The 23,851-nt window shown below is 74.0% G+C and carries 20 protein-coding genes and 1 pseudogene; 16 read left to right on the top strand and 5 right to left on the bottom strand.

Annotated elements, in window-relative coordinates:
- The first annotated feature begins 180 nt into the window (after window positions 1–180).
- The 8 genes and pseudogenes from KBX06_RS20285 (at window position 181) to KBX06_RS20320 (ending at window position 9,948) form a co-directional block, all read left to right on the top strand.
- On the top strand, window positions 181–2,220 hold the full coding sequence (locus KBX06_RS20285) for a TIGR03960 family B12-binding radical SAM protein (RefSeq protein ID WP_210837482.1): 2,040 nt from the start codon (window positions 181–183) through the stop codon (window positions 2,218–2,220).
- A 175-nt stretch (window positions 2,221–2,395) separates the two neighbouring features.
- Window positions 2,396–3,130 carry a TIGR03936 family radical SAM-associated protein gene (locus KBX06_RS20290; RefSeq protein WP_210837484.1) on the top strand — a complete coding sequence of 245 codons (735 nt, stop codon included), beginning with the start codon at window positions 2,396–2,398 and terminating at the stop codon, window positions 3,128–3,130.
- Window positions 3,131–3,261: 131 nt separating this feature from the next.
- Window positions 3,262–6,384, top strand: a complete 3,123-nt coding sequence (locus tag KBX06_RS20295; RefSeq protein WP_210837486.1) for an Rne/Rng family ribonuclease — start codon at window positions 3,262–3,264, stop codon at window positions 6,382–6,384.
- Window positions 6,385–6,502: 118 nt separating this feature from the next.
- Window positions 6,503–7,015 (top strand): hypothetical protein, encoded by a 513-nt coding sequence (locus KBX06_RS20300; protein WP_210837488.1) that lies wholly within the window; start codon window positions 6,503–6,505, stop codon window positions 7,013–7,015.
- A 165-nt stretch (window positions 7,016–7,180) separates the two neighbouring features.
- Window positions 7,181–7,495, top strand: coding sequence for a 50S ribosomal protein L21 (gene rplU, locus KBX06_RS20305; protein ID WP_088975625.1), 315 nt, complete (start codon window positions 7,181–7,183; stop codon window positions 7,493–7,495).
- A gap of 11 nt (window positions 7,496–7,506) precedes the next feature.
- Window positions 7,507–7,761 (top strand): 50S ribosomal protein L27, encoded by a 255-nt coding sequence (rpmA, locus tag KBX06_RS20310; protein ID WP_013288010.1) that lies wholly within the window; start codon window positions 7,507–7,509, stop codon window positions 7,759–7,761.
- 92 nt (window positions 7,762–7,853) lie between these two features.
- A pseudogene (gene obgE / locus KBX06_RS20315) lies at window positions 7,854–9,296 on the top strand (GTPase ObgE); the annotation flags it as partial.
- A gap of 202 nt (window positions 9,297–9,498) precedes the next feature.
- Window positions 9,499–9,948 carry a GNAT family N-acetyltransferase gene (locus KBX06_RS20320; protein WP_210837490.1) on the top strand — a complete coding sequence of 150 codons (450 nt, stop codon included), beginning with the start codon at window positions 9,499–9,501 and terminating at the stop codon, window positions 9,946–9,948.
- 121 nt (window positions 9,949–10,069) lie between these two features.
- Here KBX06_RS20320 and KBX06_RS20325 read toward each other — a convergent pair whose 3' ends face one another.
- The gene (locus KBX06_RS20325; protein ID WP_210837492.1) at window positions 10,070–10,549 is read right to left on the bottom strand and encodes a DUF4383 domain-containing protein; all 480 of its coding nucleotides are present in this window, start codon (window positions 10,547–10,549) and stop codon (window positions 10,070–10,072) included.
- A gap of 261 nt (window positions 10,550–10,810) precedes the next feature.
- Here KBX06_RS20325 and KBX06_RS20330 point away from each other — a divergent pair, with 261 nt between their 5' ends.
- From KBX06_RS20330 to KBX06_RS20340, 3 genes are read left to right on the top strand one after another with little or no spacing between them, the layout of a single operon-like run.
- Window positions 10,811–11,587 (top strand): hypothetical protein, encoded by a 777-nt coding sequence (locus tag KBX06_RS20330; RefSeq protein WP_210837495.1) that lies wholly within the window; start codon window positions 10,811–10,813, stop codon window positions 11,585–11,587.
- A gap of 31 nt (window positions 11,588–11,618) precedes the next feature.
- On the top strand, window positions 11,619–12,071 hold the full coding sequence (locus tag KBX06_RS20335) for a phage holin family protein (RefSeq protein WP_210837497.1): 453 nt from the start codon (window positions 11,619–11,621) through the stop codon (window positions 12,069–12,071).
- On the top strand, window positions 12,068–12,718 hold the full coding sequence (locus KBX06_RS20340; protein ID WP_210837499.1) for a DUF3618 domain-containing protein: 651 nt from the start codon (window positions 12,068–12,070) through the stop codon (window positions 12,716–12,718). Before KBX06_RS20335 ends, KBX06_RS20340 begins: the two co-directional genes overlap by 4 nt.
- A gap of 112 nt (window positions 12,719–12,830) precedes the next feature.
- On the opposite strand, the gene KBX06_RS20345 is transcribed toward KBX06_RS20340, so the two are convergent.
- Window positions 12,831–13,970 (bottom strand): glycosyltransferase family 2 protein, encoded by a 1,140-nt coding sequence (locus tag KBX06_RS20345; RefSeq protein ID WP_247686327.1) that lies wholly within the window; start codon window positions 13,968–13,970, stop codon window positions 12,831–12,833.
- Window positions 13,967–14,704: a class I SAM-dependent methyltransferase gene (locus KBX06_RS20350; protein ID WP_307854696.1), complete on the bottom strand. Its 738-nt coding sequence runs from the start codon at window positions 14,702–14,704 to the stop codon at window positions 13,967–13,969. The genes KBX06_RS20345 and KBX06_RS20350 overlap by 4 nt, the downstream gene beginning before the upstream one ends.
- A 146-nt stretch (window positions 14,705–14,850) precedes the next feature.
- Between KBX06_RS20350 and KBX06_RS20355 the strand changes: the two genes are divergently transcribed.
- Complete coding sequence (locus tag KBX06_RS20355) at window positions 14,851–15,486, top strand: SRPBCC family protein (RefSeq protein ID WP_210837501.1); 636 nt, start codon at window positions 14,851–14,853, stop codon at window positions 15,484–15,486.
- Window positions 15,483–16,655 (top strand): zinc-dependent alcohol dehydrogenase, encoded by a 1,173-nt coding sequence (locus KBX06_RS20360; RefSeq protein ID WP_210837503.1) that lies wholly within the window; start codon window positions 15,483–15,485, stop codon window positions 16,653–16,655. Before KBX06_RS20355 ends, KBX06_RS20360 begins: the two co-directional genes overlap by 4 nt.
- 114 nt (window positions 16,656–16,769) lie before the next feature.
- Here KBX06_RS20360 and KBX06_RS20365 read toward each other — a convergent pair whose 3' ends face one another.
- On the bottom strand, window positions 16,770–18,017 hold the full coding sequence (locus tag KBX06_RS20365; RefSeq protein ID WP_210837505.1) for a cytochrome P450: 1,248 nt from the start codon (window positions 18,015–18,017) through the stop codon (window positions 16,770–16,772).
- A 305-nt stretch (window positions 18,018–18,322) separates the two neighbouring features.
- On the opposite strand from KBX06_RS20365, the gene KBX06_RS20370 reads away from it, so the two are divergent.
- Window positions 18,323–18,715: a hypothetical protein gene (locus KBX06_RS20370; protein ID WP_210837507.1), complete on the top strand. Its 393-nt coding sequence runs from the start codon at window positions 18,323–18,325 to the stop codon at window positions 18,713–18,715.
- Between the two features lie 346 nt (window positions 18,716–19,061).
- Window positions 19,062–20,960, top strand: a complete 1,899-nt coding sequence (locus KBX06_RS20375) for a hypothetical protein (protein ID WP_210837509.1) — start codon at window positions 19,062–19,064, stop codon at window positions 20,958–20,960.
- Between the two features lie 64 nt (window positions 20,961–21,024).
- Here the strand turns inward: KBX06_RS20375 and KBX06_RS20380 are convergent, their stop codons facing one another.
- Window positions 21,025–21,243 carry a DUF397 domain-containing protein gene (locus tag KBX06_RS20380; RefSeq protein ID WP_109899781.1) on the bottom strand — a complete coding sequence of 73 codons (219 nt, stop codon included), beginning with the start codon at window positions 21,241–21,243 and terminating at the stop codon, window positions 21,025–21,027.
- A 69-nt stretch (window positions 21,244–21,312) separates the two neighbouring features.
- On the opposite strand from KBX06_RS20380, the gene pepN reads away from it, so the two are divergent.
- Window positions 21,313–23,829 (top strand): aminopeptidase N, encoded by a 2,517-nt coding sequence (pepN, locus tag KBX06_RS20385; protein ID WP_210837511.1) that lies wholly within the window; start codon window positions 21,313–21,315, stop codon window positions 23,827–23,829.
- Window positions 23,830–23,851: the final 22 nt, after the last annotated feature.

Consider the following 23,851-nt stretch of genomic DNA (forward strand, 5'->3'; position numbering starts at 1 on the left):
AATCTCCTCTCGCGCCGGTCCGAGGTTAGTACCGACGCGCCAGCGGGTCGATCCCGGCCACCATCGACGCCGGCACCGCACGGGGTGGGCGGACGCTTCGCGGCGCCGCCGCACCGTGCGGGAGGGCCGCGTCCGGCGTGCGCGCGGTGGCCGCCGCCGGGCCGCGTACCCTTGGGCATCATGAGCGTCCCGTCCACCACACCGCGCCCCGCCGCGGCCAATTCCGGCGACGGCTCCAGCCCGGCGCGGCCGACGCCGCGCCGTGACCCGGAGCCGTCGGTCTGGCCCCGGCTGGAGCCGCTGCTGCCCCAGGTGACCAAGCCCATCCAGTACGTCGGTGGCGAGCTGGGCGCGGTGGTCAAGGACTGGGACGCGGCGGCCGTGCGCTGGGCGCTGATGTACCCCGACGCCTACGAGGTCGGCCTGCCCAACCAGGGTGTGCAGATCCTCTACGAGGTGCTCAACGAGCTGCCCGACGTGCTCGCCGAGCGGACCTACGCGGTCTGGCCGGACCTGGAGAAGTTGATGCGCGCGCACGGCGTGCCGCAGTTCACCGTCGACGCACACCGCTCGGTGCGCGGCTTCGACGTCTTCGGCGTCTCCTTCTCCACCGAGCTGGGCTACACGAACCTGCTCACCGCGATCGACCTGGCCGGCATCCCCCTGCTGGCGGCCGACCGCACCGACGCCGACCCGGTGATCGTGGCCGGCGGCCACGCCGCGTTCAACCCGGAGCCGATCGCCGACTTCGTCGACGCCGCGGTGCTCGGCGACGGCGAGGAGGCGGTCCTGGAGATCACCGGGATCGTGCGGGAGTGGAAGGCCGAGGGCTCCCCGGGCGGGCGCGACGAGCTGCTGCTGCGCCTGGCCCGCACCGAGAGCGTCTACGTGCCGCGCTTCTACGACGTGGACTACCTCCCCGACGGCCGGATCCAGCGGGTGGTGCCGAACCGGGCGGACGTGCCGTTCCGGGTGCACAAGCGCACGACCATGGACCTGGACGCCTGGCCGTACCCGAAGAAGCCGCTGGTGCCGCTCGCGGAGACCGTGCACGAGCGGTACGCGGTGGAGATCTTCCGGGGCTGCACCCGGGGCTGCCGGTTCTGCCAGGCCGGCATGATCACCCGGCCGGTGCGCGAGCGCTCCATCACCACCGTCGGGCAGATGGTGCGCGAGGGGCTGGAGTTCTCCGGCTTCCACGAGGTGGGCCTGCTGTCGCTGTCGTCGGCCGACCACTCCGAGATCGGCGACATGTGCTCCGGCCTGGCCCAGCAGTACGAGGGCACCAACGTCTCGCTCTCGCTGCCGTCGACCCGGGTCGACGCGTTCAACATCGACCTCGCGCAGGAACTGTCGCGCAACGGTCGGCGTACCGGCCTGACCTTCGCCCCCGAGGGCGGGTCGGAGCGGATCCGCAAGGTCATCAACAAGATGGTGTCAAAGGAAGACCTGATCCGCACCGTCGTCACCGCGTACACGAACGGCTGGCGGCAGGTGAAGCTGTACTTCATGTGCGGCCTGCCCACCGAGACCGACGACGACGTCCTCGAGATCGCGGACATGGCCCACGAGGTGATCAGGGCCGGCCGGGCCGCCACCGGCTCGAAGGACATCCGCTGCACGGTCTCGATCGGTGGGTTCGTGCCGAAGCCGCACACCCCGTTCCAGTGGGCGCCGATGGAGCGGCCGGAGGTCATCGACGGCCGGCTTAGGATGCTCAAGCAGGCGATCAACGCGGACCGCTCGCTCGGTCGGGCCATCGGCTTCCGCTACCACGACGGCGAGCCGTCGCTGATCGAGGGCCTGCTCAGCCGGGGTGACCGCCGCGTCGGCGCGGTGATCCGCCGGGTGTGGGAGGACGGCGGCCGGTTCGACGGCTGGAGCGAGCACTTCTCCTACCAGCGCTGGGTGCAGGCGGCGACCGAGGTGCTGCCCGCCTTCGGGGTCGACCTCGACTGGTACACCACCCGCCAGCGCGACGAGCTGGAGGTCCTGCCCTGGGACCACCTGGACTCGGGCCTGGACAAGGACTGGCTCTGGCAGGACTGGCAGGACGCGCTCGGCGAGTACGAGCAGGACGACTGCCGGTGGACCCCGTGCTTCGACTGCGGCGTCTGCCCGTCGATGGACACCGAGATCCAGATCGGCCCGACCGGGAGGAAGCTCCTGCCGCTCACCCCGGTCACCGGCCTGAAGCTGCCCACCGGCGCCCAGCAGTAGCCCCGCCGTCGGCGGGCGCCGCCCGGTGCGCCGCCCGCCGTGCGCCGGGTTGATCAAGTGGCTATCGTCAGCGGCACGCGAGTCGCGAGCAGTGCCGCCACGATCAACCGGTGCCGACACGAGGAGCACGACGATCAGTAGGAAACCACAGCCAGAGGGCGGTCAGGCACCCGTCGTGCAGCGGGTCCGGATCCGGTACGCCAAGCGCGGCCCGCTGCGCTTCACCTCGCACCGGGACTTCGCCCGGGCGTTCGAGCGGGCGCTGCGCCGGGCGGGCGTGCCGATCGCCTTCTCCCAGGGCTTCACCCCGCACCCCAAGATCTCGTACGCGAGCGCGGCCCCGACGGGCGTGGCGAGCGAGGCCGAGTACCTGGAGATCGGCCTGCGCGAGCAGGTCGACCCGGCGCAGCTGCGCGCCGCGCTGGACGCCGCCCTCTCGCCGGGGCTCGACGTGCTCGACGCCGTCGTGGCCAGCGGGGGAAGTCTTGCCGACCGGATCGAGGCGTCGCACTGGCGCATCGAGTTGCCCGAGGTCGACCCGGCCGTCCTGCGACGGGCGGTTGCCGCCTTCACGGCCGCCGAAGAGGTGCTGGTCGAGCGGATGACCAAGCAGGGCCGGCGCACCTTCGACGCCCGGTCGGCGGTGATCCGCATCGATGTCCTCGCGTCACCGGAGACGCCTTCCGGGGCGCCGGCCGTACCGTGTGCGATACTCGAACTGGTCGTGCGGCAGGTCACCCCCTCCGTGCGACCCGATGACGTCCTTTCCGGCCTCCGCGTGGTGGCCGACCTGGAGCCGCCGGTCTCGCCGAGGGTGATCCGGCTGGCACAGGGCACGCTGACCGCGCAGGATGCGATCGCGGATCCGTTGGACGCGGACCGCGACGGGGCAACCATCGGTGAACGCTGACCGTCGGTCGGCGTTCAGGTAGGCAGACTTCGGCGGTCGCGCACCGTGCGCGCTCGGCGGAAACACTTTTGCGGCGACCCTGCGTGGCAGCGCTCACCCGCGCCCGGGGCAGCCAGAACTGGAGAACGTCCATGCTCGAGAACGAGCCCGAGGGCGGCGAACGGACCGGTTCACAGCCGGCCGGTGAGACCGCCGACAACAGCACCGTCGAGAACGTCGCCGGGGTGGGGAACACCGCCGACGGCGCAACCGGCGAGGCAGAGCAGGCCCCGGCCGCGCCGGTCCGTCGGCGCACCACCCGGCGGCGGGCCACGCCGCTGAACCAGCCGGAGCAGACCGAGGCACCGGTCGAGGCGTCGACGGCCTCCGTGGGCAGCGGCGAGTCGCCCCAGGCCGAGGTGCTCGCCCCCGTCTCCGGCGACCTCGACGCCGCCCCGAAGGCGACGCGCCGCCGCCGCAAGGCCACCACCGCGAAGGCCGCGGAGGACGCCGCGCAGCCCGCCGAGGCCACCGGGCAGGCTCCCGAGGCCACCGGGCAGGCTCCCGAGGCCACCGGGCAGGCCCCCGAGGCCACCGGGCAGACGCCGGGCGTGGCGGACCAGGTGTCCGCCGAGCCGGTCGCGCCGCCGGCCAGGGCGACGCGTACCCGCCGGAAGAAGGCCGCCCCCGCGGCGGCCGAGCCGGCGGCCGAGACCCCGACCGACGGCACCACCGCCGCCATGGAACAGCCGCCGGCTGCCGCTGGAGTCGAGCCGGAGGCCGGCACCGGGTTCGGCGCCGCCGCCCCGGCCGTCGCCGTCAGCGGCGCCGAGAGCCGTTCGGGCGAGGTTCCGCCGGGCGTGGCGGTCACCCCGCCCGCCGAGCAGGAGCCGGCCGAGGAGGCCGAACCGGCGGTCGAGCCCGAGCCCGAGCCCGAGCCGCGTACCCGCCGCCGGCGGGCCGCGCTCTCCGCGCCCACCGTGCTCTTCATGGCCCCGCAGCCGGAGGACGTCCCGGTCGCCCGGGTCGTGGCGCCGGCCCCGGAGCCGGAGCCGGAGGAGCCCGCCGCCGAGGAGCCGGCCCGCCGCCGCCGGCGTGGCCGCCGCGACGTCGAGGCGGTCGAGGCCGTCGAGGTCGAGGAGCCGACCGAGGAGGCCGAGGAGGCCGGCGAGGACGAGGACGAGGACGACGAGAGCGCCGCGGCCCGCCGCCGGCGCCGGCGTGGCCGCCGCGGCCGTGGCCGGGGCAAGGGCGGCGCGGACGACGCCGAGGACGAGGAGTCCGAGGAGGCCGCGCAGGCCGAGGCGGAGGAGTCCGAGGAGGCCGCGCAGGCCGAGGCGGAGGAGTCCGAGGGCGACGAGGACGAGGACACCGAGGGCGGCGACGCGCTGACCCGCCGCCGACGCCGGCGCCGCCGCCGGGGCGCCGGCGACGTCGAGGCCGGCACCGACGACGGCGTGCCGACCGTCGTCAAGATCCGCGAGCCGCGCAAGACCGTCGACGAGGTGCAGGGCGTCTCCGGCTCCACCCGCCTGGAGGCGAAGCGGCAGCGCCGCCGCGACGGCCGCGAGCAGCGCCGTACCCGGCCGCCGATCCTCAGCGAGTCGGAGTTCCTGGCCCGCCGGGAGGCCGTCGACCGGGTGATGGCGGTACGCCAGCGCGGCGACCGTACCCAGATCGCCGTCCTGGAGGACGGGGTGCTCGTCGAGCACTACGTCACCCGCAACTCCTCCGGCACCATGGCCGGCAACGTCTATCTCGGCAAGGTGCAGAACGTCCTGCCCAGCATGGAGGCGGCCTTCGTCGACATCGGGCGCGGGCGCAACGCCGTGCTGTACGCCGGCGAGGTCAACTGGGACACCACCGGCCTGGAGGGGCGGGCCCGCTCCATCGAGCAGGCGCTGCGTTCCGGCGACTCCGTGCTGGTGCAGGTCACCAAGGACCCGATCGGTCACAAGGGTGCCCGGCTGACCAGCCACGTCGCGCTCTCCGGGCGGCACCTCGTCTACGTGCCCCACGGCAACGCCTCCGGCATCAGCCGCAAGCTGCCCGACACCGAGCGCAAGCGGCTGCGGGACGTGCTGAAGAAGCTGGTGCCCGACGGCGCGGGCGTGATCGTCCGGACGGCGGCCGAGGGCGCCAGCGAGGACGAGTTGGCGCGCGACGTCAAGCGGCTCCAGGCGCAGTGGGAGGACATCCAGGCCAAGGCGGCCGAGGGCGGTGCCCCGGTGCTGCTCTACGAGGAGCCGGACCTGGTCATCCGGGTCGTGCGGGACCTGTTCAACGAGGACTTCCGCGAGCTGGTGATCGAGGGCGAGCAGTCGTACGACATCGTCGAGTCGTACCTGTCGCACGTCTCGCCCGACCTGGTCGCCCGGCTGCGCCGGCACGTCGGCACCGCCGACGTCTTCGCCGAGTACCGGATCGACGAGCAGATCATCAAGGGGCTGGACCGCAAGGTCTTCCTCCCCTCGGGTGGTTCGCTGGTGATCGACCGGACCGAGGCGATGACGGTCGTCGACGTCAACACCGGCAAGTACACCGGCTCCGGGGGCAACCTGGAGGAGACGGTCACCCGGAACAACCTGGAGGCTGCCGAGGAGATCGTCCGCCAGCTCCGGCTGCGCGACCTCGGCGGCATCGTGGTGATCGACTTCATCGACATGGTGCTGGAGTCCAACCGTGAGCTGGTGCTGCGCCGGCTGACGGAGTGCCTGGGCCGGGACCGCACCAAGCACCAGGTCACCGAGATCACCTCGCTCGGGCTGGTGCAGATGACCCGCAAGCGGATCGGCGCGGGCCTGCTGGAGGCGTTCAGCGAGACCTGTGAGTGCTGCAAGGGGCGGGGCCTGGTCATCCACACCGAGCCGGTGCCGGAGAAGCCGCGTTCCGGCGGTGGCGGCGCGGGGGAGAAGGTCAAGGCGGTCGCCTCGGCCGTGGCCGCCCCGGCGGCGGAGCAGGGCGCCGGCTCGTCCCGGCGGCGGGCGCGCAAGAGCGCACCGGCCGAGCGTACCGTGGCCGAGGTCGTCGAGACCGTCGCCGACGCCGAGCCGGAGGCCGAGTACCACGACACCATGGGCTACGACCTGTCCCGCTACGAGGCGGACACCGCCGCCGCCGGAGAGGCCGCCGACAGCCAGACGGGCGAGTCGGCCCGGCTGGCCGCCCCGGACGACCCGGACGCGCTCTCCGACGCTGACGGCGACGAGTCGGAGGGCGGTGCCGGCCGGCGCCGGTCGCGCCGCAGCGGCGCGCGGCGGCGTACCCGGCCGTGACCGGCTGATCGGCACGAGATGTGACAGGGCCCTTTCCCCGGTGATGTCCGGCGGGAGGGGCCCTGTCGTATGGTCGATCCCCGGCCACGATCGGCCGCCTGCGGTCAGGAGAAGAACGATGCGCCGTCTGCTCGCCGTCACCGCGCTCACCGCTGCCCTGTTCGCCGGCTCCGGGTGCGCGGCCGAGCGACCGGAGCGGGACGCCCCACCCGGCGGCACCCCGAGCGCCCCGGCGACGGGCGAACCCACCGGCGGCGGGGCCACGGGCGCCGGGCCGGGGGCCGGCAGCGGGGCGGCCGGCGGCAACGCGCCCGAGGTGTGTGCCGCGGCACAGCGGGCCGGCGAGACGGCCGTGCGGACGTACGTCGAGGAACTCGGCAAGATGGTCGCGGCGGTCGGGGCGGACGACGCCGCGGCGGCCCGGACCGCCCGCGACCGGATCTCCACCGCGCTGACCGACTGGCGGAGCACGCTGCGGCTCGAATCGACCCGGGCCCAGGATCCGCAGCTCAAGACGCTCCTGGCGGACATGGCGGCGGAGGTCGGCACGCTGGGCACCGACGTCGACTCGATCGACGAGACCGAGCTCGACCGGCTCCGGCAGCGCCTCGACCAGCTCTGCGCCCGTTGACCGGCGGGCCCGGTTTGGGGGTCGGCCCTCCGATGGCGTACGCTGACCTGCGGCGCACTTTGGTGTGCCGAGTTCTCGCGTGCCCGCGCCGCCGTGCCTCTGCTACCCGGCGAGCCGCCGCGGGAACACCCGCCAGCAGCCTCAACGACAGGGAGTCCGCCTCCGATGTACGCGATCGTCAAGACCGGCGGCAAGCAGTACAAGGTCGCCGAGGGCGACGTGATCGAGGTCGAGAAGCTCGTCGGTGCCCCCGGCGACGCGGTGAAGCTCACCGCGGTGCTCCTCGTCGACGGTGACGACCTGGTGACCGACGCGGCGAAGCTTGCCAAGGTCGCGGTGTCCGGCGAGATCGCCGCGCACACCAAGGGCCCGAAGATCCGGATCCACAAGTTCAAGAACAAGACCGGCTACCACAAGCGCCAGGGTCACCGCCAGCCGTTGACCCAGGTCAAGGTGACCGGCATCTCCAGCGGGAAGTAGGTCGTCCTCAGATGGCTCACAAAAAGGGTGCGTCCAGCTCGCGCAACGGCCGTGACTCCGCGGCGCAGCGGCTCGGCGTGAAGCGCTTCGGTGGTCAGGTCGTCAGCGCGGGTGAGATCCTCATCCGTCAGCGTGGCACCAAGTTCCACCCCGGTGACCTGGTCGGCCGCGGCGGAGACGACACGCTCTTCGCGCTGGCCGCCGGTTCGGTCCAGTTCGGCACCAAGCGCGGTCGCAAGACCGTCAGCATCGTGCCGCAGCAGTAGTTCGAAGGCGTTGCGGGCCGCGGACCTCGTGTCCCCGGCCCGCTTTGCTTTTTTCGTGCGGGGCGTGAACCTCGCTGGAAGGATTGACGTCCGTGGCGACGTTCGTTGACCGGGTCGTCCTGCACCTGCAGGCCGGCGATGGTGGGCACGGTTGTGCCTCGATCCACCGGGAGAAGTTCAAGCCGTTCGGCGGCCCCGACGGCGGCAACGGTGGGCACGGCGGCAGCGTGTCCCTCGTGGTCGACCCCCAGGTGACGACGCTGCTGGACTTCCACTTCCGTCCGCACGTGAAGGCCGAGAACGGCAAGGGTGGCGCCGGATCGAACCGGGACGGCGCGAACGGCCGTAACCTCGTGCTCAAGGTGCCGAACGGCACCGTGGTGCAGGCCTCCGACGGCACGGTCCTGGCCGACATGGTCGGCTCCGGCACGACGTTCGAGGTGGCCCGGGGCGGGCGCGGCGGTCGGGGCAACGCGTCGCTGGCCAACGCCCGGCGCAAGGCACCCGGCTTCGCCGAGCTGGGCGAGCCGGGCGAGCAGCTCGACGTGGTGCTGGAGCTGAAGAGCGTTGCCGACGTCGGGCTGGTGGGCTTCCCGTCCGCCGGAAAGTCGTCGCTGATCTCGGTGATCTCCGCCGCCAAGCCGAAGATCGCCGACTACCCCTTCACCACGCTGGTGCCCAACCTGGGTGTGGTCCGGCTGGACAACCACACCTTCACCGTCGCCGACGTGCCCGGCCTGATCCCCGGTGCGGCCACCGGCAAGGGCCTCGGCCTGGAGTTCCTGCGGCACATCGAGCGCTGCGCGGTGCTCGTGCACGTCATCGACACCGCCACCCTGGAGCCCGGCCGGGACCCCGTCGCCGACATCGACACCATCGAGGCCGAGCTGGCCGAGTACGGCGGCCTGGCCGACCGCCCCCGGCTGGTGGCGCTCAACAAGGTCGACGTGCCGGACGGCCGGGACCTGGCCGAGATCGTCCGCCCCGACCTGGAGGCGCGCGATTTCCGGGTGTTCGAGGTCTCCGCGGCGACCCGGGAGGGGCTGAAGGAGCTCATGTACGCCATGGCGGAGCTGGTGGAGCAGGGCCGCAGGGCCGCGCCGCCGGCCGAGGCCACCCGGATCGTGATCCGGCCCCGGGCGGTCGACGACGCCGGCTTCACCATCGAGGCCGCGCCGGACGGGGCCTGGGTGGTGCGCGGTGTCCGTCCCGAGCGGTGGGTGCGGCAGACGAACTTCGACAACGACGAGGCCGTCGGCTACCTGGCCGACCGACTGGCACGCCTGGGCGTCGAGGAGAAGCTGGGCAAGGCCGGCGCGGAGCCGGGCGACCTGGTCCGGATCGGCGAGCGTGAGTTCGACTGGCAGCCCACCCTCTACGCGGGCGCCGACTTCGTCCCCGGCAACCGGGGCACCGACGTCCGGCTGGAGGAGAAGTCCAGCCGGGCCTCGGCCGCCGAGCGGCTGGCGGCCCGCAAGGCCCGCCGGCAGCGCCCGGAGGACGAGGTCGAGGGCACCGACGCCGACGTCTCCGACGACGTCGACCCGTTGGCGGGCGACGCCTTCGACGAGGCCGGTCCCGCCCGGGAGGCCGGTCCGACCGGCGGGGCGGTGCCGTCCCCCGAGGTCGGGTCGTCGCCCGCCGCCGCCCGGAACGACGCCGAATAGCTCGTCGCGCTCCGTGAGCGGGTCGACTGCCGGAAACCTGCCCGAAATCCCCCGCACCTAGCGTGGCCTGATGCTGATCGAGTCACGCCCCGCCACCGATCCGGAGATCGACGCCCTGGTCACCGCCCAGCAGCGCGAGCTGCGTACGGCCGACGGCGGGCTGGACGGCCAGGCGACCGTCACCCACGACGACATCCGCTACCTGGCGGTGGTCGTCGGCGGGCGGGCGGTCGCCTGCGGCGGGATCCAGGCGCTCGACGCCGGCGCCGGCGAGGTGAAGCGGATGTACGTGCGTCCGGCGTACCGGGGTCGGGGCATCGCCCGGCAGCTGCTGACCGCCCTGGAGGAGTTGGCGTGCCAGCACGGGTACGGGGAGGTGCGCCTGGAGACGGGCACCTACCTGCCGGCCGCGATCGCGCTCTACACCTCCAGCGGGTACGAGCCGATCCCGGTCTACGGCGAGTATGTCGCCAACCCGTACAGCGTCTGCTTCGCCAAGCGGCTGCGCGTGCCGGCCTGACGGCGCCCGGCCCTCGCCGCGCCGGGGTGGGCGGCGGCGGTCGGCTCCGCCTCGAAAGACGCGCGCTGGCGCAGGACCGTGCCGGCGGGCGTGGCAGGCGGACGCCCCGCCGGGCGAGGGGTCAAGGGCGGTCGAAGGGGGCGTCCAGCCGGGTGCCCGTGCCCACCCGGTTGGAGAGCATCAGCCCGAGGGCGAGCATGCCGAAGCCGAGGGCCAGGTGCAGCCAGTTGTCGGCGTCGTTGACCGGGATGAAGTTCGCCGCGCTCTCCCGGTCGATCGCGAGACCGTAGAGCCACAGGCCGAGGTAGAGGGCGCCACCGCCGGCGAGGAAGATCCGCGCCCCGGCGACGCTGCGGGCGAGCAGCAGGCCGGCCAGGCCGAAGCCCAGGTGCAGCGCGTTGTGCAGGATCGACACCTGGAACAGGCCGAGCAGCCGGGCCTCGGAGTGGTGGCCGGCGAACGTCATGTCGCCGTAGCCGGTGGTGACGCCGGGGACGAACCCGAGCACCCCGATCAGGGCGAAGAGCCCGGCCGCGGCCACGGCGGCGAGTTGCACCCGCGGCTTCGGGCCCCGAGACCCGCCGCGTGCGTTGCGTGCCATCGATTCACCTTCCGTGGAGCCGCGGAACGCCCTGCCCGCGGTGCCGGCGGCGAGGGACGATCGTCACTGTGTGCGACGGAACCGACACGTGCGATCCGGCGATCCTCCATTCTGTAGCGGCCCGGCGGAGGCGCGCAGGCAAACTCACGAACGAGGTATGGAACCGGCGACCGAGGGTAGGTCAAGAGATGCGACGGCAGGAACGGCCGGCGCATCCCCCCAGCACAGACCCGCGAAGACTTTCCGAGCGGAAGGGAAATCATGACCTACGATCTGTCACCCACGACTTCCACGTACGGGCAGGAGTCGACCAACGGCAGCGGCGTCCGCGAGCAGGCCCGTCAGGTCGGCTCGGAGGCGAAGCAGGCCGGTGGCGCCGTCGCCGGGACCGCCAAGGAGCAGGGCAGGGAGGTCGTCGACGAGGCGAAGCGCCAGGCGCGCAACCTCTACGGCGAGGCCCGCAGCCAGCTCGCCAGCCAGACCGGTGAGCAGCAGCGACGGGCCGCCGGCGGGCTCCGCTCGCTGGCCGACGAGATGCGCTCGATGGCCGACCAGGGCGGCCAGGCCGGCCCGGTGAGCGAGATCGCCCGCCAGGCCGCGGACCGGGTGCACGGTGTGGCCGGCTGGCTGGAGCAGCGTGAGCCCGGCGACATCATCGCCGAGGTGCGCTCCTACGCGCGCCGCAACCCCGGCACCTTCCTGGTCGGCGCCGCCGTGCTGGGTGTGCTCGCCGGCCGACTGACCAAGAACATCTCCGCCGACGACGACCAGGGCGGCAACGGCTACTCCGCGTACAACTCGGGTGCCGGCTACGACCCGGAGCAGACCGCGGTCATCCCGACCCCGCCGGCCCCGCGCGCGGTGCCGGACGCCGTGCCGCCGGGCGGCTACCTCGACCCGACCCCGGGCGCGTACGCCGACCCGCAGACCACCACCAGCTACGCCGACCCCGCCGGTGGCGTCGGTCAGCCGCTGCCGCCGGTGAGCCAGACCGACCCGCTGCCGGGCGTGCCGTCGACCGGGACCACCCGTCCGTGAGCCTACGAACCACCCGAAGGGAGGCGACGGCATGAGCATGCCGACGCAGGGGGCGGGGCTGGACTCCGGTTACCACCCCCAGGACGCGGACGAGGTCAGGGGCAGCTCGATCGGTGAGCTGATGCGCCAGGTCACCAGCGACCTGTCCACCCTGATGCGCCAGGAGGTCGAGCTGGCCAAGGCCGAGATCCGCCAGGAGGGCAAGAAGGCGGGCAAGACCGCCGGCTTCTTCGGCGGCGCCGGCTTCGGCGGCTACATGGTGGCGCTCTTCCTCTCGCTGGCCCTCTGGGCCGGCCTGTCCAACGTGATGGACGCCGGCTGGGCGGCGCTGATCGTGGCCGTCATCTGGGGCGCGATCGCCGCGGTCCTCTACGCCAAGGCCAAGAAGAGCGCGGAGCACATCCGCGGCCTCAAGCAGACCAACGACAGCGTGCAGCGCATCCCCGACGCGCTCAAGCCCCACCCGCAGGAGGTCACCCGATGAGCACCGACCCCGACCAGATCCGCCGGGAGATCGAAGCCACCCGGAGCAACCTGAGCTCCGACGTGGACGCGCTGGCGTACAAGGTCAGCCCCGCCCGCATCGTCGACGACCGCAAGCAGCGGGCCCGCAACGCACTGGAGAATGTGAGGGACAAGGTGATGGGAACCGCTTCCGACCTGGGTCACAACACCAAGCACGGCGCCCACGCGGTGGGCGGTCACGCCTCCTCGGCGGCCTCGACGGTGAACGACAAGGCCCACTCGGCGGCCTCGACGGTGAGCGACGCGGCGCAGCGCGCCCCGCGCGTCATCCGGCAGAAGTCCGAGGGAAACCCGCTGGCCGCCGGCCTGATCGCCTTCGGCGTCGGCTGGCTCGCCTCCTCGCTGATCCCGGCCACCAGCCGCGAGCAGCAGATGGCGTCGCAGGTCAAGGAGAAGGCCGGCGAGCACGCCGGGGTCGTGAAGGAGAAGCTGGGCGAGGTCGCCAACGAACTGAAGGAGGACCTGCGCGAGCCGGCGCAGCACGCCACCGATTCGGTCCGCTCCACCGCCCAGGACGCGGTGCACGCTGTCAAGGACGACAGCCGTTCGGCCGCGCACGACGTGAAGGGCCAGGCGCAGCAGTCCCGCGAACAGGTGCGGTACTGACCAGCCCGGTCACCGTACGCCGCAGCTCGCGGCCACTCCCGGAGCATCCTCCGGGGAGTGGCCGCGAGCTGTCGTGTGCGTCCCGGGCGCGTACCGGCGCGGGCACGGGGACTCAGCGCAGGTGGCGGCGGAGGGTGCGTTCGAAGTGGGCGGCGCGGCGCACCCGGCCGCCGGCGTAGCGGACCCCGCCGAGGAGCAGGCGCCGGCCGACGGCGAGCCAGCCGCACACGCCGCGCTCCAGCACCCAGAGCGGAGCCGCCAGGGCGGTGGCCGGCGGGAAGACCGCGGCACCCCCGCCCCGGCGCCGGCCCGCCTCGGCGAGCGCCACCGTGGTGGCGGCCGCCCCGACCAGCAGCCCCGGCCGCCGGTACGCGACCGCCGCCGCCAGCGCGGGCAGGACCGCGAGTGAGGCGACCAGGCGGGCCGGCTGGGCCAGGTCGTCGTACGCCTGACGGACCCGCTGGCGCAGGAAGTGGGCGGTGTCGGGCGGCAGCCGGCGTACGTGCAGCCAGGCGGGCGCCGCCTCGGTGCCCCCGTACGCGCGCACCGTGCGGATCAGCTCCAGATTCTCGAAGAGCACGTCCGGGTCGTACCCGCCCATGGCGAGGAAGGTGCTCCGGCGTACCGCCAGGGTGCCGGGGTAGTCGGCGCCCAGCGCCCGGTTGAGCAGGGTGCGCCCCGTGTCCCACCACGCGTGCCAGGGCAGCGGGTCGAAGTAGTTCTGCGGCCGGACCAGGTCCACCCGGTCCAGCAGCCGGTGCACGGCGCGCAGCCCCGCCTCGTCGTACCGGACGTCGTCGTCGGCGATCACCACGTGCTCGCGGCGGGCCGCGCCGACGCCGGTGAGCACCCCGGTCACCTTGCCGTTGACGCCGCGCAGGGCGGGATCCGGCCGCAGGTGCCGGGCCAGCCCCGGCCAGGCCCGCGCGTGCCGGTCGAACACCTCCGGCGGCGACCCGTCCACCACGGTCACGTCGACCAGGGCGCTGAGCCGCCGCAGGTAGCCGGTCAGTTCGGCCAGCCCGGCGTCGTCGGTCCAGCGCAGCGGCAGCACGTACGCCACGGGAAGCCGGCACCGTCCGGCGCGCGGCGGCGGGGCCGTGCCGCCGTCGAAGGCGGTCGTGCCGCCGTCTCGGGTCGTGCCGCCGCCGTGGGTCGCGGCGCCGCCGTCTCCGGTCGTGCCGCGGCTGTCTCCGGTCGTGCCGTCGCCGTCTCCGGGCGCGGCGCCGGGTGGGCGGGCCGGCGCGCTCACGCCGGTTCCGGCCGGCGGTACACGGAGACGTGCTCGCGGCTGTGGTCGGTGAACGGCCGGGCGGTCCAGTCCTCCCAGCGGTGCTCGCGGCGCAGCCCGGCCAGCTCGGCCATCAGGTCGAGCTCCGCCGGCCAGGCGTAGCGGTGGTTGGCCGGCAGCAGGTGCACCCCGCCGTTGGTGAACCGGACCTTCGTGGTGGTCATCCGCTGCTCTGCGGGGTGCAGCAGGGCCGCCTCCAACAGCACCACGTCCTCCGCCACGCGCACCGGGCGCAGCGCGCCGCCGGCGCGGAAGGCACCCGGGTCGGGCACCCACGCCTCGACGACGAACCGCCCGCCGGGGCGCAGGTGGGCGGCGGCGTTGCGGAAGCAGGCCACCTGGGCGGCCTGGTCCGGCAGCGCGAAGATCGTGTTGAACGCGAGCACCACCAGGGCGAACTCGCCGGGCAGCCGGGTCTCGGCGAAGTCGCCGACGGCCACATCCACCGCGTCCCCGCCGGGTTTGGCGCGCAGCCCGGCGGCCATCTCCGGCGAACCCTCGATCCCGGCGACCGTCAGCCCCCGGGCGACCAGCGGCAGGGCCAGCCGGCCGGTGCCGATGCCGAACTCGCACACCGGGCCGCCGTCGGCCAGCTCGGCGAGGCGCTGCACCGCCGCGTCCGGTGTCAGGTGCGCGTACGTCTCGTCGTAGACGTCCGCGGCGTGCCGGCCGTACTCGCTGGCGTCGAAGGACACGGTGCCTCCCGGTGGTGATGGGGGTGCCCGCAGCAGGTGCCCGGTTATCGGCCGACCAAACCGACGCGTCGTTTCGGCCGGATGGTCCCGGGTAGCGCAACCGGTGCGGGTGGTCCATCCCCGGGCGCCCGGGTGGAGGAGAAGTGATGACCAGCAACGGAACGAGGTGGGTGCTGCTCGGTGCCACCACCGTGGCCGTGGCCGGTGTCGGCCGGGCGGTGGCCCGTCGGCGGCACCGGCACCAGCCCGAGCGCCGCGACGGCTGGTACGTGGTGCGGCGGGGCGTGACGATCGACCGGCCGGCGGCGGCGGTGATCGGCTTCTGGACCGACCGGGAGCGGATGGACCGGGCCCTGGCCGGTTGGGCGACCCTGGAGCAGCTCGACGACGACCGGTGGCGCTGCGTGGCGCTGGACCCCGCCGGCGGGGGCACCGAGTGGCGGGCGGAGATCACCGTCCAGGGACCCGGGCGGCTGCGCTGGCGGGTCACCGACGGTCCCGAGCAGGAGGGCACGGTGTGGCTGACGCCCGCGCCCCGGGACCGGGGCACGGAGGTCCGCGCCGAGCTGCGGTGGCGCTCGGGGCCGCTGCGCCGGGCGTTCGGGCTGTTCGGCGGCGACGACCCGGACCAGGGGCTGCGCGACACGCTGCGGCGGGTGAAGGCGCTGGTGGAGTGCGGCCAGGTGATCGACACCCGGCGCGACCCGTCGGGGCGTGGGCCGGCCCAGGAGAAGGCGACCGACAAGCTCCGCGACAGACTGACGACGGGAGGACGGGCGTGAGGGCGCTCTGCTGGGAAGGCGTCGGCAAGCTGGCCGTACGCGACGTGCCGGAGCCGCGCGTCCGCGCCGAGGGCGACGTCGTCGTCAAGGTCGGGGTGAGCAGCGTCTGCGGCTCCGACCTGCACCTGATCAACGGTTTCCTGCCGGCGATGCGGGAGGGCGACGTCCTGGGCCACGAGTTCATGGGCGAGGTCGTGGAGACGGGCCCGGGCGTACGGCGGCTGCGCGTCGGCGACCGCGTCGTGGTCGGCTCGGTGGTGGCCTGCGGCGGCTGCTGGTACTGCCGCACCGAGCAGTACTCGCTCTGCGACAACTCCAACCCGCAGCCGGTCTTCACCGAGAAGCTCTGGGGCCACTCGCCGGCCGGCATCCTCGGCTACTCGCACGCCGCCGGGGGCTACTCCGGCAGCCACGCCGAGTACGTCCGGGTGCCCTTCGGCGACGTCGGGGCGTTCCAGGTGCCCGACGGGGTGCCCGACGACTCGGTCGTGTTCGCCTCCGACGCGATGCCCACCGGCTGGATGGCCGCCGACTTCTGCGCGCTGAAGGGCGGCGAGGTGGTCGCCGTCTGGGGCGCGGGCGGTGTCGGCCAGATGGCGGCCCGGTCGGCGCAACTTCTCGGCGCCGAGCGGGTGATCGTGATCGACCGACTGCCGGAGCGGCTCGCCACGGCCGCCGACCGGCTCGGCGTGGAGACGGTGAACTACGCCGAGACCGACGTGCTGGAGGCGCTGCGGGAGATGACCGCCGGCCGGGGTCCGGACGCGTGCATCGAGGCCGTCGGCATGGAGTCGCACGACGTCGGCCCGGTGTACGCGTACGACAAGGCGAAGCAGAGCGTCCGGTTGCAGACCGACCGCCCCACCTCCGTGCGGCAGGCGATCATGGCCTGCCGCAAGGGCGGGACGGTGAGCATCGTCGGCGTCTACGCCGGCCTGGTGGACAAGTTCCCGCTCGGCGCGGCGATGAACAAGGCGCTGGTGCTGCGGATGGGGCAGATGCACGCGCAGCGCTACATCCCGATGCTGCTGGACCGGATGGCGGCCGGCGAGATCGATCCCGGCTACCTGGCCACTCACCCGATGCCGCTGGAGCAGGGCGCGCGGGGCTACGAGATGTTCGAGAAGAAGGAGGACGGCTGCCTGCGTACCGTCCTGCACCCGGCCTGAGCGTCCGCGACCGTACCGCCCCGGGAGGCCGGCCGGGCCACCCGGGGCGGTACCGCGTCCGGGCCGGGCGACGGACGTCGACGATGGTGTTCCGGCGGACGTCGGCGGTGCCGTTCAGGCCGTGCGGCGGACGCCGGTGATCAGGAATCCGCTCGGCGGCAGCGCCGGCATCCGGCGCAGGCTCAGCGCCAGGTCCTGCGGCGGCACGTCGTAGCGCATCGTCGTGGTCAGGTTCGTCACCGCCCGCTTCACCAGCTCGATCGTGATCCATTCGCCGGCGCAGCGGTGCCCGGTCAGGTGCTCGCCGCCGCCCTGCGGGACGAGGGCGAACGGGTCGCCCCGCCAGCCCGTGAAGCGCTCCGGCAGGAAGCGCTCCGGTTCCGGCCAGAGTGCCGGGTGGTGATTGGTGCCGTACAGGTCGAGCAGCACCCGCCGGCCCCGCGGGAAGTGGTAGCCCTGCCAGTCGAACGAGCGGCGCACGCGGGCGGCGGCCACCGGGAAGAAGGGGTAGTAGCGACGTACCTCCTGCACGAAGCTCTCGGTGGCCTCGTCGCTCTCGCGGACCCGCTGCCGCCAGGTCGGGTGGTCGTGCAGGGCCAGCGCGGCGAAGACGACGAGACGGCCGACGGCGACCGTGGGGCGCAGCACGTTGAGCAGTTCGACGGCCGCGATCCGGCGGGGGAGCAGCCGTCCCCGGGCGTCCCGGTGCTCGGCGATCACCCGCAGCGCGCTGCCTCCGGGGGCCGGGAGCGTGCCGATGCGCTCGCGTTCGACGACCTGGCCGATCCAGCGTTCGCCCCGGCGGCGGCCCCACCGGCCGCGCCAGTGCCGGGGGCCCAGGGCCGCCGGCCCCTCGATCATCGCGTGCAGTTCGGCGGTCCGCCGGTGCACCTCGGACGCGGCCAGCGGTACGCCCGCCCAGGCGCAGACCGTGCGGGTCAGCATCCGGCCGATCTCGTCGTGGAGCACCACCGGCCCGCCCGCCTCCCACGCCGGGACGCGGGCCCGCCACTCGTCGTCGAAGAGCTGCCCGAGGTGCCGGACCGCGGCCGGCGTCATGATCGACATGAACATGGCCTTGCGGTCGGCGTGTTCCGCACCGTCGAGGCCCTGCACGCCGCCCCGGCCGGTCAGGGTGCGCTGCGCCCGCTTGGGCATCGCGCCCGCCCGGACGAAGCGCTCGGGGTCGTAGAACAGCTCCGCCGCCGGCCGGCCGCGCAGACAGATGGTGGGCTCCAGCATCAGCCGGGCCTGGAAGATGTCGGTACCGTGGCGCTCGCAGCGCCGGCCGACGAAGCGGTAGCCGTCGCGCAGGAACGCCACCGAGCTGTCCGGGCTGCGCTCCGTCGGGATGATGGCCATCGGACCTCCTGACCGGGGGTGGCGGCCGTCGCCGGCCGGATCCTGTCCGTGCCTCTGCGTCTACCCAGGCCGGCGTGCCTGAACCCCGCCGCCCGGGTCGCCGGTCCGGGGTGAACGGCGCGACGTGCGGGGGAGGGGCCAGGCAGCGCCACGTTCCCTGGCCCCTCCCAGGGACGCGGAGAGCTGGTTTCCTCGGGGGAGCGGTCCGCAGGGGTGGCCGGCGGCAGATCGCCGGCGAACCGTCGGGACGGACCACCGGCGGCCCACCGGAGGCGGGCCGCCCACGATCGTCACGGGGAGGACGCATGCGCGACAACAGGCCCGCGTACTGGCGGCAGCGGCAGGCGCGGGAGGCGCTCGGCACGGCCCGGGATGTCGCCGGCACGTCGTTGATCACGGCCACGCGGCGGCCGGCCCGGCCCGGGCGGTTCTTCACGGTGCACCTCGGCTTCACCGCCCCCGACCTGGCGTCGGCCCGCGAATTGGCCGTCGGCTACGCGGAGGCGCTGAGCGTGCTCCGACCCGAGGTGGCCCTCGGTGCGTCGGCGCTGTCACCGGCCGAGGCGTGGCAGCAGGCCGAGCGGCTGTTCTGCGGCGCTGCTGGCCCGGACGGCGAGCGTTGCGCCGACGTCGCCAACCACCCCGGTTTCCACCACGCCCCGGGACCGGGCGGGCTCGGCTGGGGCGACGGCGACTGAACCCCAATCGGCGCCCGGCTCGGCCCGGCCGCACCCTTGCGGTGCGATTCGCCAAACGCACGGAAATAGCTTCCGTGGGAATTGCGCCGTGGCTCATCCGGACGAGGAACCCGCTTCTTGAGGAACTGATCTCAAATTCCGTTCCGGAGCAACCTCTTCGACATGCGTCGGTTTTGTGGCTGTTTATCGGCCCGATCCGCGCCGCTGTCGGTGCCGAAAGGTTGCCCCCAATCACCAATGCCGGAAGTGCCTCGTTTGTTCACCGAGGCACCCGCGCCAGGTAACGGGGAGGTTAACTCCCCTCTGGACGGACACATCCGATCCGGCGAGTTCGGGGGAATCGCACATGCACGTGATGCTGGCCTGGTTCGCTGACGACAATCTGTCGGACAGCGCCCGGAGCGCCGCCAGGCAACGCTTTGGAACGGCCGTCGCCGACCTGGTGCCCGACACTTTCGTACGACACGAATTCGGCGCCGACGACTGGGGCGTGACCGTCCTGCACCGCAGCGACCAGGGCCCCTACCGGTGGCCGACCGTCGACACCGTCGGGCCGGTCACCGCCGTCTCCCTCGGGCTGCCTGTGGGGGTGGACGTCACGGGCGGCCCGGCGGCGCTGGGCGGGCGCCTGCTGGCGGGCGAGGATGTGCACCGCGAGGTGGTGCCGCCGTTCGGCCTGCTGGCCCTCGACGAGGCCGGGCGCTTCGCCCTGCAACAGGACTGGATCGGCATGTGCCGGGTCTTCACCGGCGCGTCGGGCGGCCTGACGGCCTTCTGCACCCGCCCCGGCCTGCTGGCCGCGTTCCTGCACGGCGACCTGCGGCCCGACCTGGCCGGCTGGGCGTCGTACACCCTCTGCGGGCACTTCGGCGGCGACAGCTCCCCGGTGGCGGGGGCCCGGCTGCTGCGCCCCGGCGAGCGGGTGACCGGCCACCGGCGCGACGGCGGCGGGTGGGAACTCGTCACCACCACCCGATACGCCACCGACGACGTCGTACGCGACGGGCTGGCGGCGCAGGACCGGCCGGTCGGCGAGCTGCTGGACCTGGCCGCCGACGCCATCACGACCACCGCGACCAGCATCCACGGCCTCTACGACGACGACATCACCCTCGGGCTGTCCGGCGGGAAGGACTCCCGTCTCATCGCCGCGTCGCTGATCGCCGCCGGCCGGACCCCCCGTTTCCTCACCAACGAGGACACCCGGGCCGAAGGCGAGGTCGCCCGCGAGCTGGTGCGGATCCTGCGCGACAAGCGGGGGCTGCACCCCGAGCACACCCTCCGGCTCGCCGGGGCGCGCGCCAACGTGCTCGGCACCGGCCTGCACGAGCGGGCCCGACGACTGCAACGGCTCACCGACCACCAGTTCCCCTCCAGCTACCTGGTGCGCCCCGCCGGTCCCGAACGCCTGGTCGACCAGGCCAGCCCCGCCACGTTCACCGGTGCCGCCGGCGAACTCGCCACCGAATACTGGTATCCCCCCACCGACGACGACGGCGAGCCGTCCCCGCAGGAGACCGCCGTGGCCCGGCTGCTGAACGCCGTGCCGGCGGGCGTCGCCGACCCGGCCGTGGCCACCGCCGAGCGGGAGCGCATCGGCGGCCTGCTCGACCACGGCAGCGGGCTCGGCCTGCACGACCTGCGCCTGGTCGACTACATCTACCTGGTGGAACGGGTCCGCCGCTGGTACACCTCGGCGTACGCGATCGGCATGGTCACCCCGTTCCTCTCTCCCGGCTTCGTCGCCGCCACGTTCGCGTTGACGCCCGGGCAGAAGCGCGAGCGGCTCATGCACACCGGGCTGATCGCACGGCTGGTGCCCGAGTGGGCGCAGGTCCCGTTCGTCAGCGTCTCCACCGGCCCGTCCACCGCCGCCCGGGTGTGGGAGGGCGACGGCCTCCAGGCCATGGCCGAGCTGCTGGACACCGCGCACGGCCCGCTGACCCACCTCGTGCGCCGGCCAGCCGTGGAGAAGGCGCTCCGGACCGCCGCCCGGGGTGGCCGGCCCGACCAGCGGACGCTGCAACAGTTCACCTGGCTGGCGCTCGCCTCCGAGCGGCTCGAACCGGGCACCACCCGCCCCGCCACCGGCGCCGCGTACGCCCGGATCACCGCACCCCCGCAGCAGCGGCAGCCGGCCGGCGGCGCGGTCGCCCGACTGCGCTGGATCAAACGGACCCGGCTCGGTGGCCGGCTCTGGTCGGCCGTGGCCAGGCGGGTGCGACCCCGGCCACCGGGCGAGTGAGCGGGCGCACCCCGACCGACCCCGACGCCCCGCCCGGCCGACCGGTCGGGCGGGGCGGACGAGGTCAATCCAGGTCGAACTCGCCGTCCTGGGCGCCGGCCACGAAGGCGTCCCACTCAGCCTGGGTGAAGACCAGGACCGGGCCGTCCGGCTCGGCGGAGTTGCGCATGCCGATCAGGTCGTCGACGAAGGCGACCTCCACCGCGCTGTCGGAGGTGTCGCCCTCGGCCCGCTGCCAGACCGCCCGCGAAAGGTCGAAGTCGCCCTTGGGGTGCGAAGCCATCGTTCAATCCTCCAGTGCCACGGGTCATGGGGGAGACACGTACGGTTCCCCATCGGGCAGGATAAGCGGATGCCGAGCCTGACCCGTGTAGAGGCGACCGCGCGTGGCGCGGCGATCACCGTCGAGTCCTATCAGGTGGACCTCGACCTGACCGGCGACGGCGAGCGCTTCCGCTCCGACGTCACCATCCGCTTCCGGGCGGTCCCCGGCGCGGAGACCTTCGTCGAGATCCAGCCGGCAAACCTGCTGGCGGTACGCCTCGACGGCCGCGACGTCGAGGCGTCCACGCTGGACGACAACCGGCTGCCGCTGACCGGGCTGGCCGAGGCCAACACGCTCACCGTCTCCGCCGAGATGGCGTACTCGAACACCGGTGAGGGGATGCACCGCTTCGTCGACCCCGCCGACGGGGAGACCTACCTCTACGCGATGTCGTTCCTGGACAATGCGCAGCGCGTCTTCGCCGCCTTCGACCAGCCCGACCTGAAGGCCCCGGTCACCCTGTCGGTCACCGCCCCGCCGCACTGGGTCGTCGCGGCCAACGGCCAGCTCGCCGCCAACCCGAGTCCCGGGCGCTGGGAGTTCGCCCCGACGGAACCCCTGGCCACGTACTTCGTCTCGCTGATCGCCGGCCCCTGGCACGTCCGCCGCGACGAGCACGACGGCATCCCGCTCGGCGTCTACTGCCGGCGCTCGCTCGCGGAGCACCTGGACGCCGACGCCGAGGAGATCCTCACCGTCACGAAGCAGTGCCTCGACCGGTTCCACCAGCTCTTCGCCGAGCGCTACCCGTTCGGCAAGTACGACCAGGCGTTCGTGCCGGAGTTCAACGCCGGCGCGATGGAGAACCCGGGCCTCGTCACCTTCCGCGACGACTACGTCTTCCGCTCGGCCGTCACCGACACCGAGCGGGAGCAGCGCGCCACCACCATCGCCCACGAGATGGCGCACATGTGGTTCGGGGACCTGGTCACCATGCGCTGGTGGGACGACCTGTGGCTGAACGAGTCCTTCGCGGAGTACCTCGGCACCCGGGTGACCGCCGAGGCGACCCGGTTCGGGCAGGCCTGGACGACCTTCGCCCTGCGGCGCAAGGCGTGGGGCTACGCGGCCGACCAGCGCCCCTCGACCCACCCGGTGGCACCCGAGGAGGTCACCGACGCCGCCGAGGGCCTGCTCAACTTCGACGGCATCTCGTACGCCAAGGGCGCCAGCGTGCTGCGGCAGCTGGTCGCCTGGCTCGGCGACGACGCGTTCCTCGCCGGCCTCAACGCCCACTTCGCGAAGCACCGCTTCGGCAACGCCACCCTCGCCGACCTGCTCGGCAGCCTCGCCGGCGCGGCCGGGCGCGACCTGTCCGGCTGGGCGGAGCGCTGGCTGCGTACGGCGCAGGTCGACACGCTGCGCGCCGAGGTCACCGTCGACGCCGACGGCCGCTACACCGAGGTGGCGATCGGGCAGAGCGCCCCCCGGGCGTACCCGGTGCTGCGCCCGCACCGGATCGGCGTCGGCCGGTACGCCGCCGACGGAACGGTCGTCCGGACGGAGGTCGACCTCGACCCGGACGCCGACGGTGGCCGGACGGTGCTGACCGGGCTGGTCGGCGAGCCGGCGGCCCGGCTGCTGCTGCCCAACGACGGCGACCTGACGTTCGCCAAGATCCGGCTCGATCCCGCCTCGGCGGACGCCGTTGCGCTGGTGCTGCCCGGCCTGGCCGACCCGCTGGCCCGGGCGCTGCTCTGGGGCGAGGCGCTGGACGCCGCCATCGACGGGGAACGTCCGGTCGCCGGCCTGGCCGCCCTGGTCGCCGCCGCCCTCCCCGCCGAGACCGAGGTGATCATCGCCGAGGACGTGCTCGCGCTCAGCCGCTCGCTGGTCGACCGCTACCTCGACCCGCCCGCCCGCGAGGCAGCCCTGGCGCAGCTCGCCGCCGCCTGCCGGAGACTGCTCGACGGGGCCGCGGCCGGCGGGTCGCTCCAGCTCGCGGCGGCCCGGGGCTGGATCGCTGCCAGCACCGACGCGGAGGGCCTGGCCGGCTGGCTCGCCGGCCGGGACGTCCCACCGGGGCTGGCGGTCGACGCCGAGCTGCGCTGGGCGCTGCTGCTCCGGCTGGTGGTGCTCGGGGCGGCCGGCGCAACGGAGATCGCCGCCGAGGCCACGGCCGACCCGAGCGCCGCCGGGGCCGAGCGGGCCGCCCGCTGCCGCGCGGCGCTGCCCGATCCGGCCGCCAAGCAGACCGCATGGGAGATCGTCGTGTCGAACACCGAGCTGTCCAACCGGCTCGTCGAGGCGACCGCGGAGGGGTTCTGGCAGCCCGAGCAGGCCGAGCTGACGGTCGGCTACGTGGCGCGCTACTTCGCCGACATGCCGGCCGCCGCGCGGTCGCGTACGCCCTGGGTGGCCGAGCAGGTGGCGAAGCTGGCCTTCCCCCGTTACGCCGTGGCGCAGCCCACCCGGGAAGCGGCCGCAGCGCTGTTGGCCCGCGACGACGTCACCCCCGGCCTGCGCCGGGTGGTGACCGACGCCGACGACGACCTGCGCCGCGCCCTCGTCGCCCGGACGGCGGTCGCCGCGGCGGCGGCCTGACGCCGTCCGGCGGACGGGACGG

This window comes from Micromonospora sp. C31, from assembly GCF_018070575.1.
In the GTDB taxonomy this organism is placed as follows: Bacteria; Actinomycetota; Actinomycetes; order Mycobacteriales; family Micromonosporaceae; genus Micromonospora.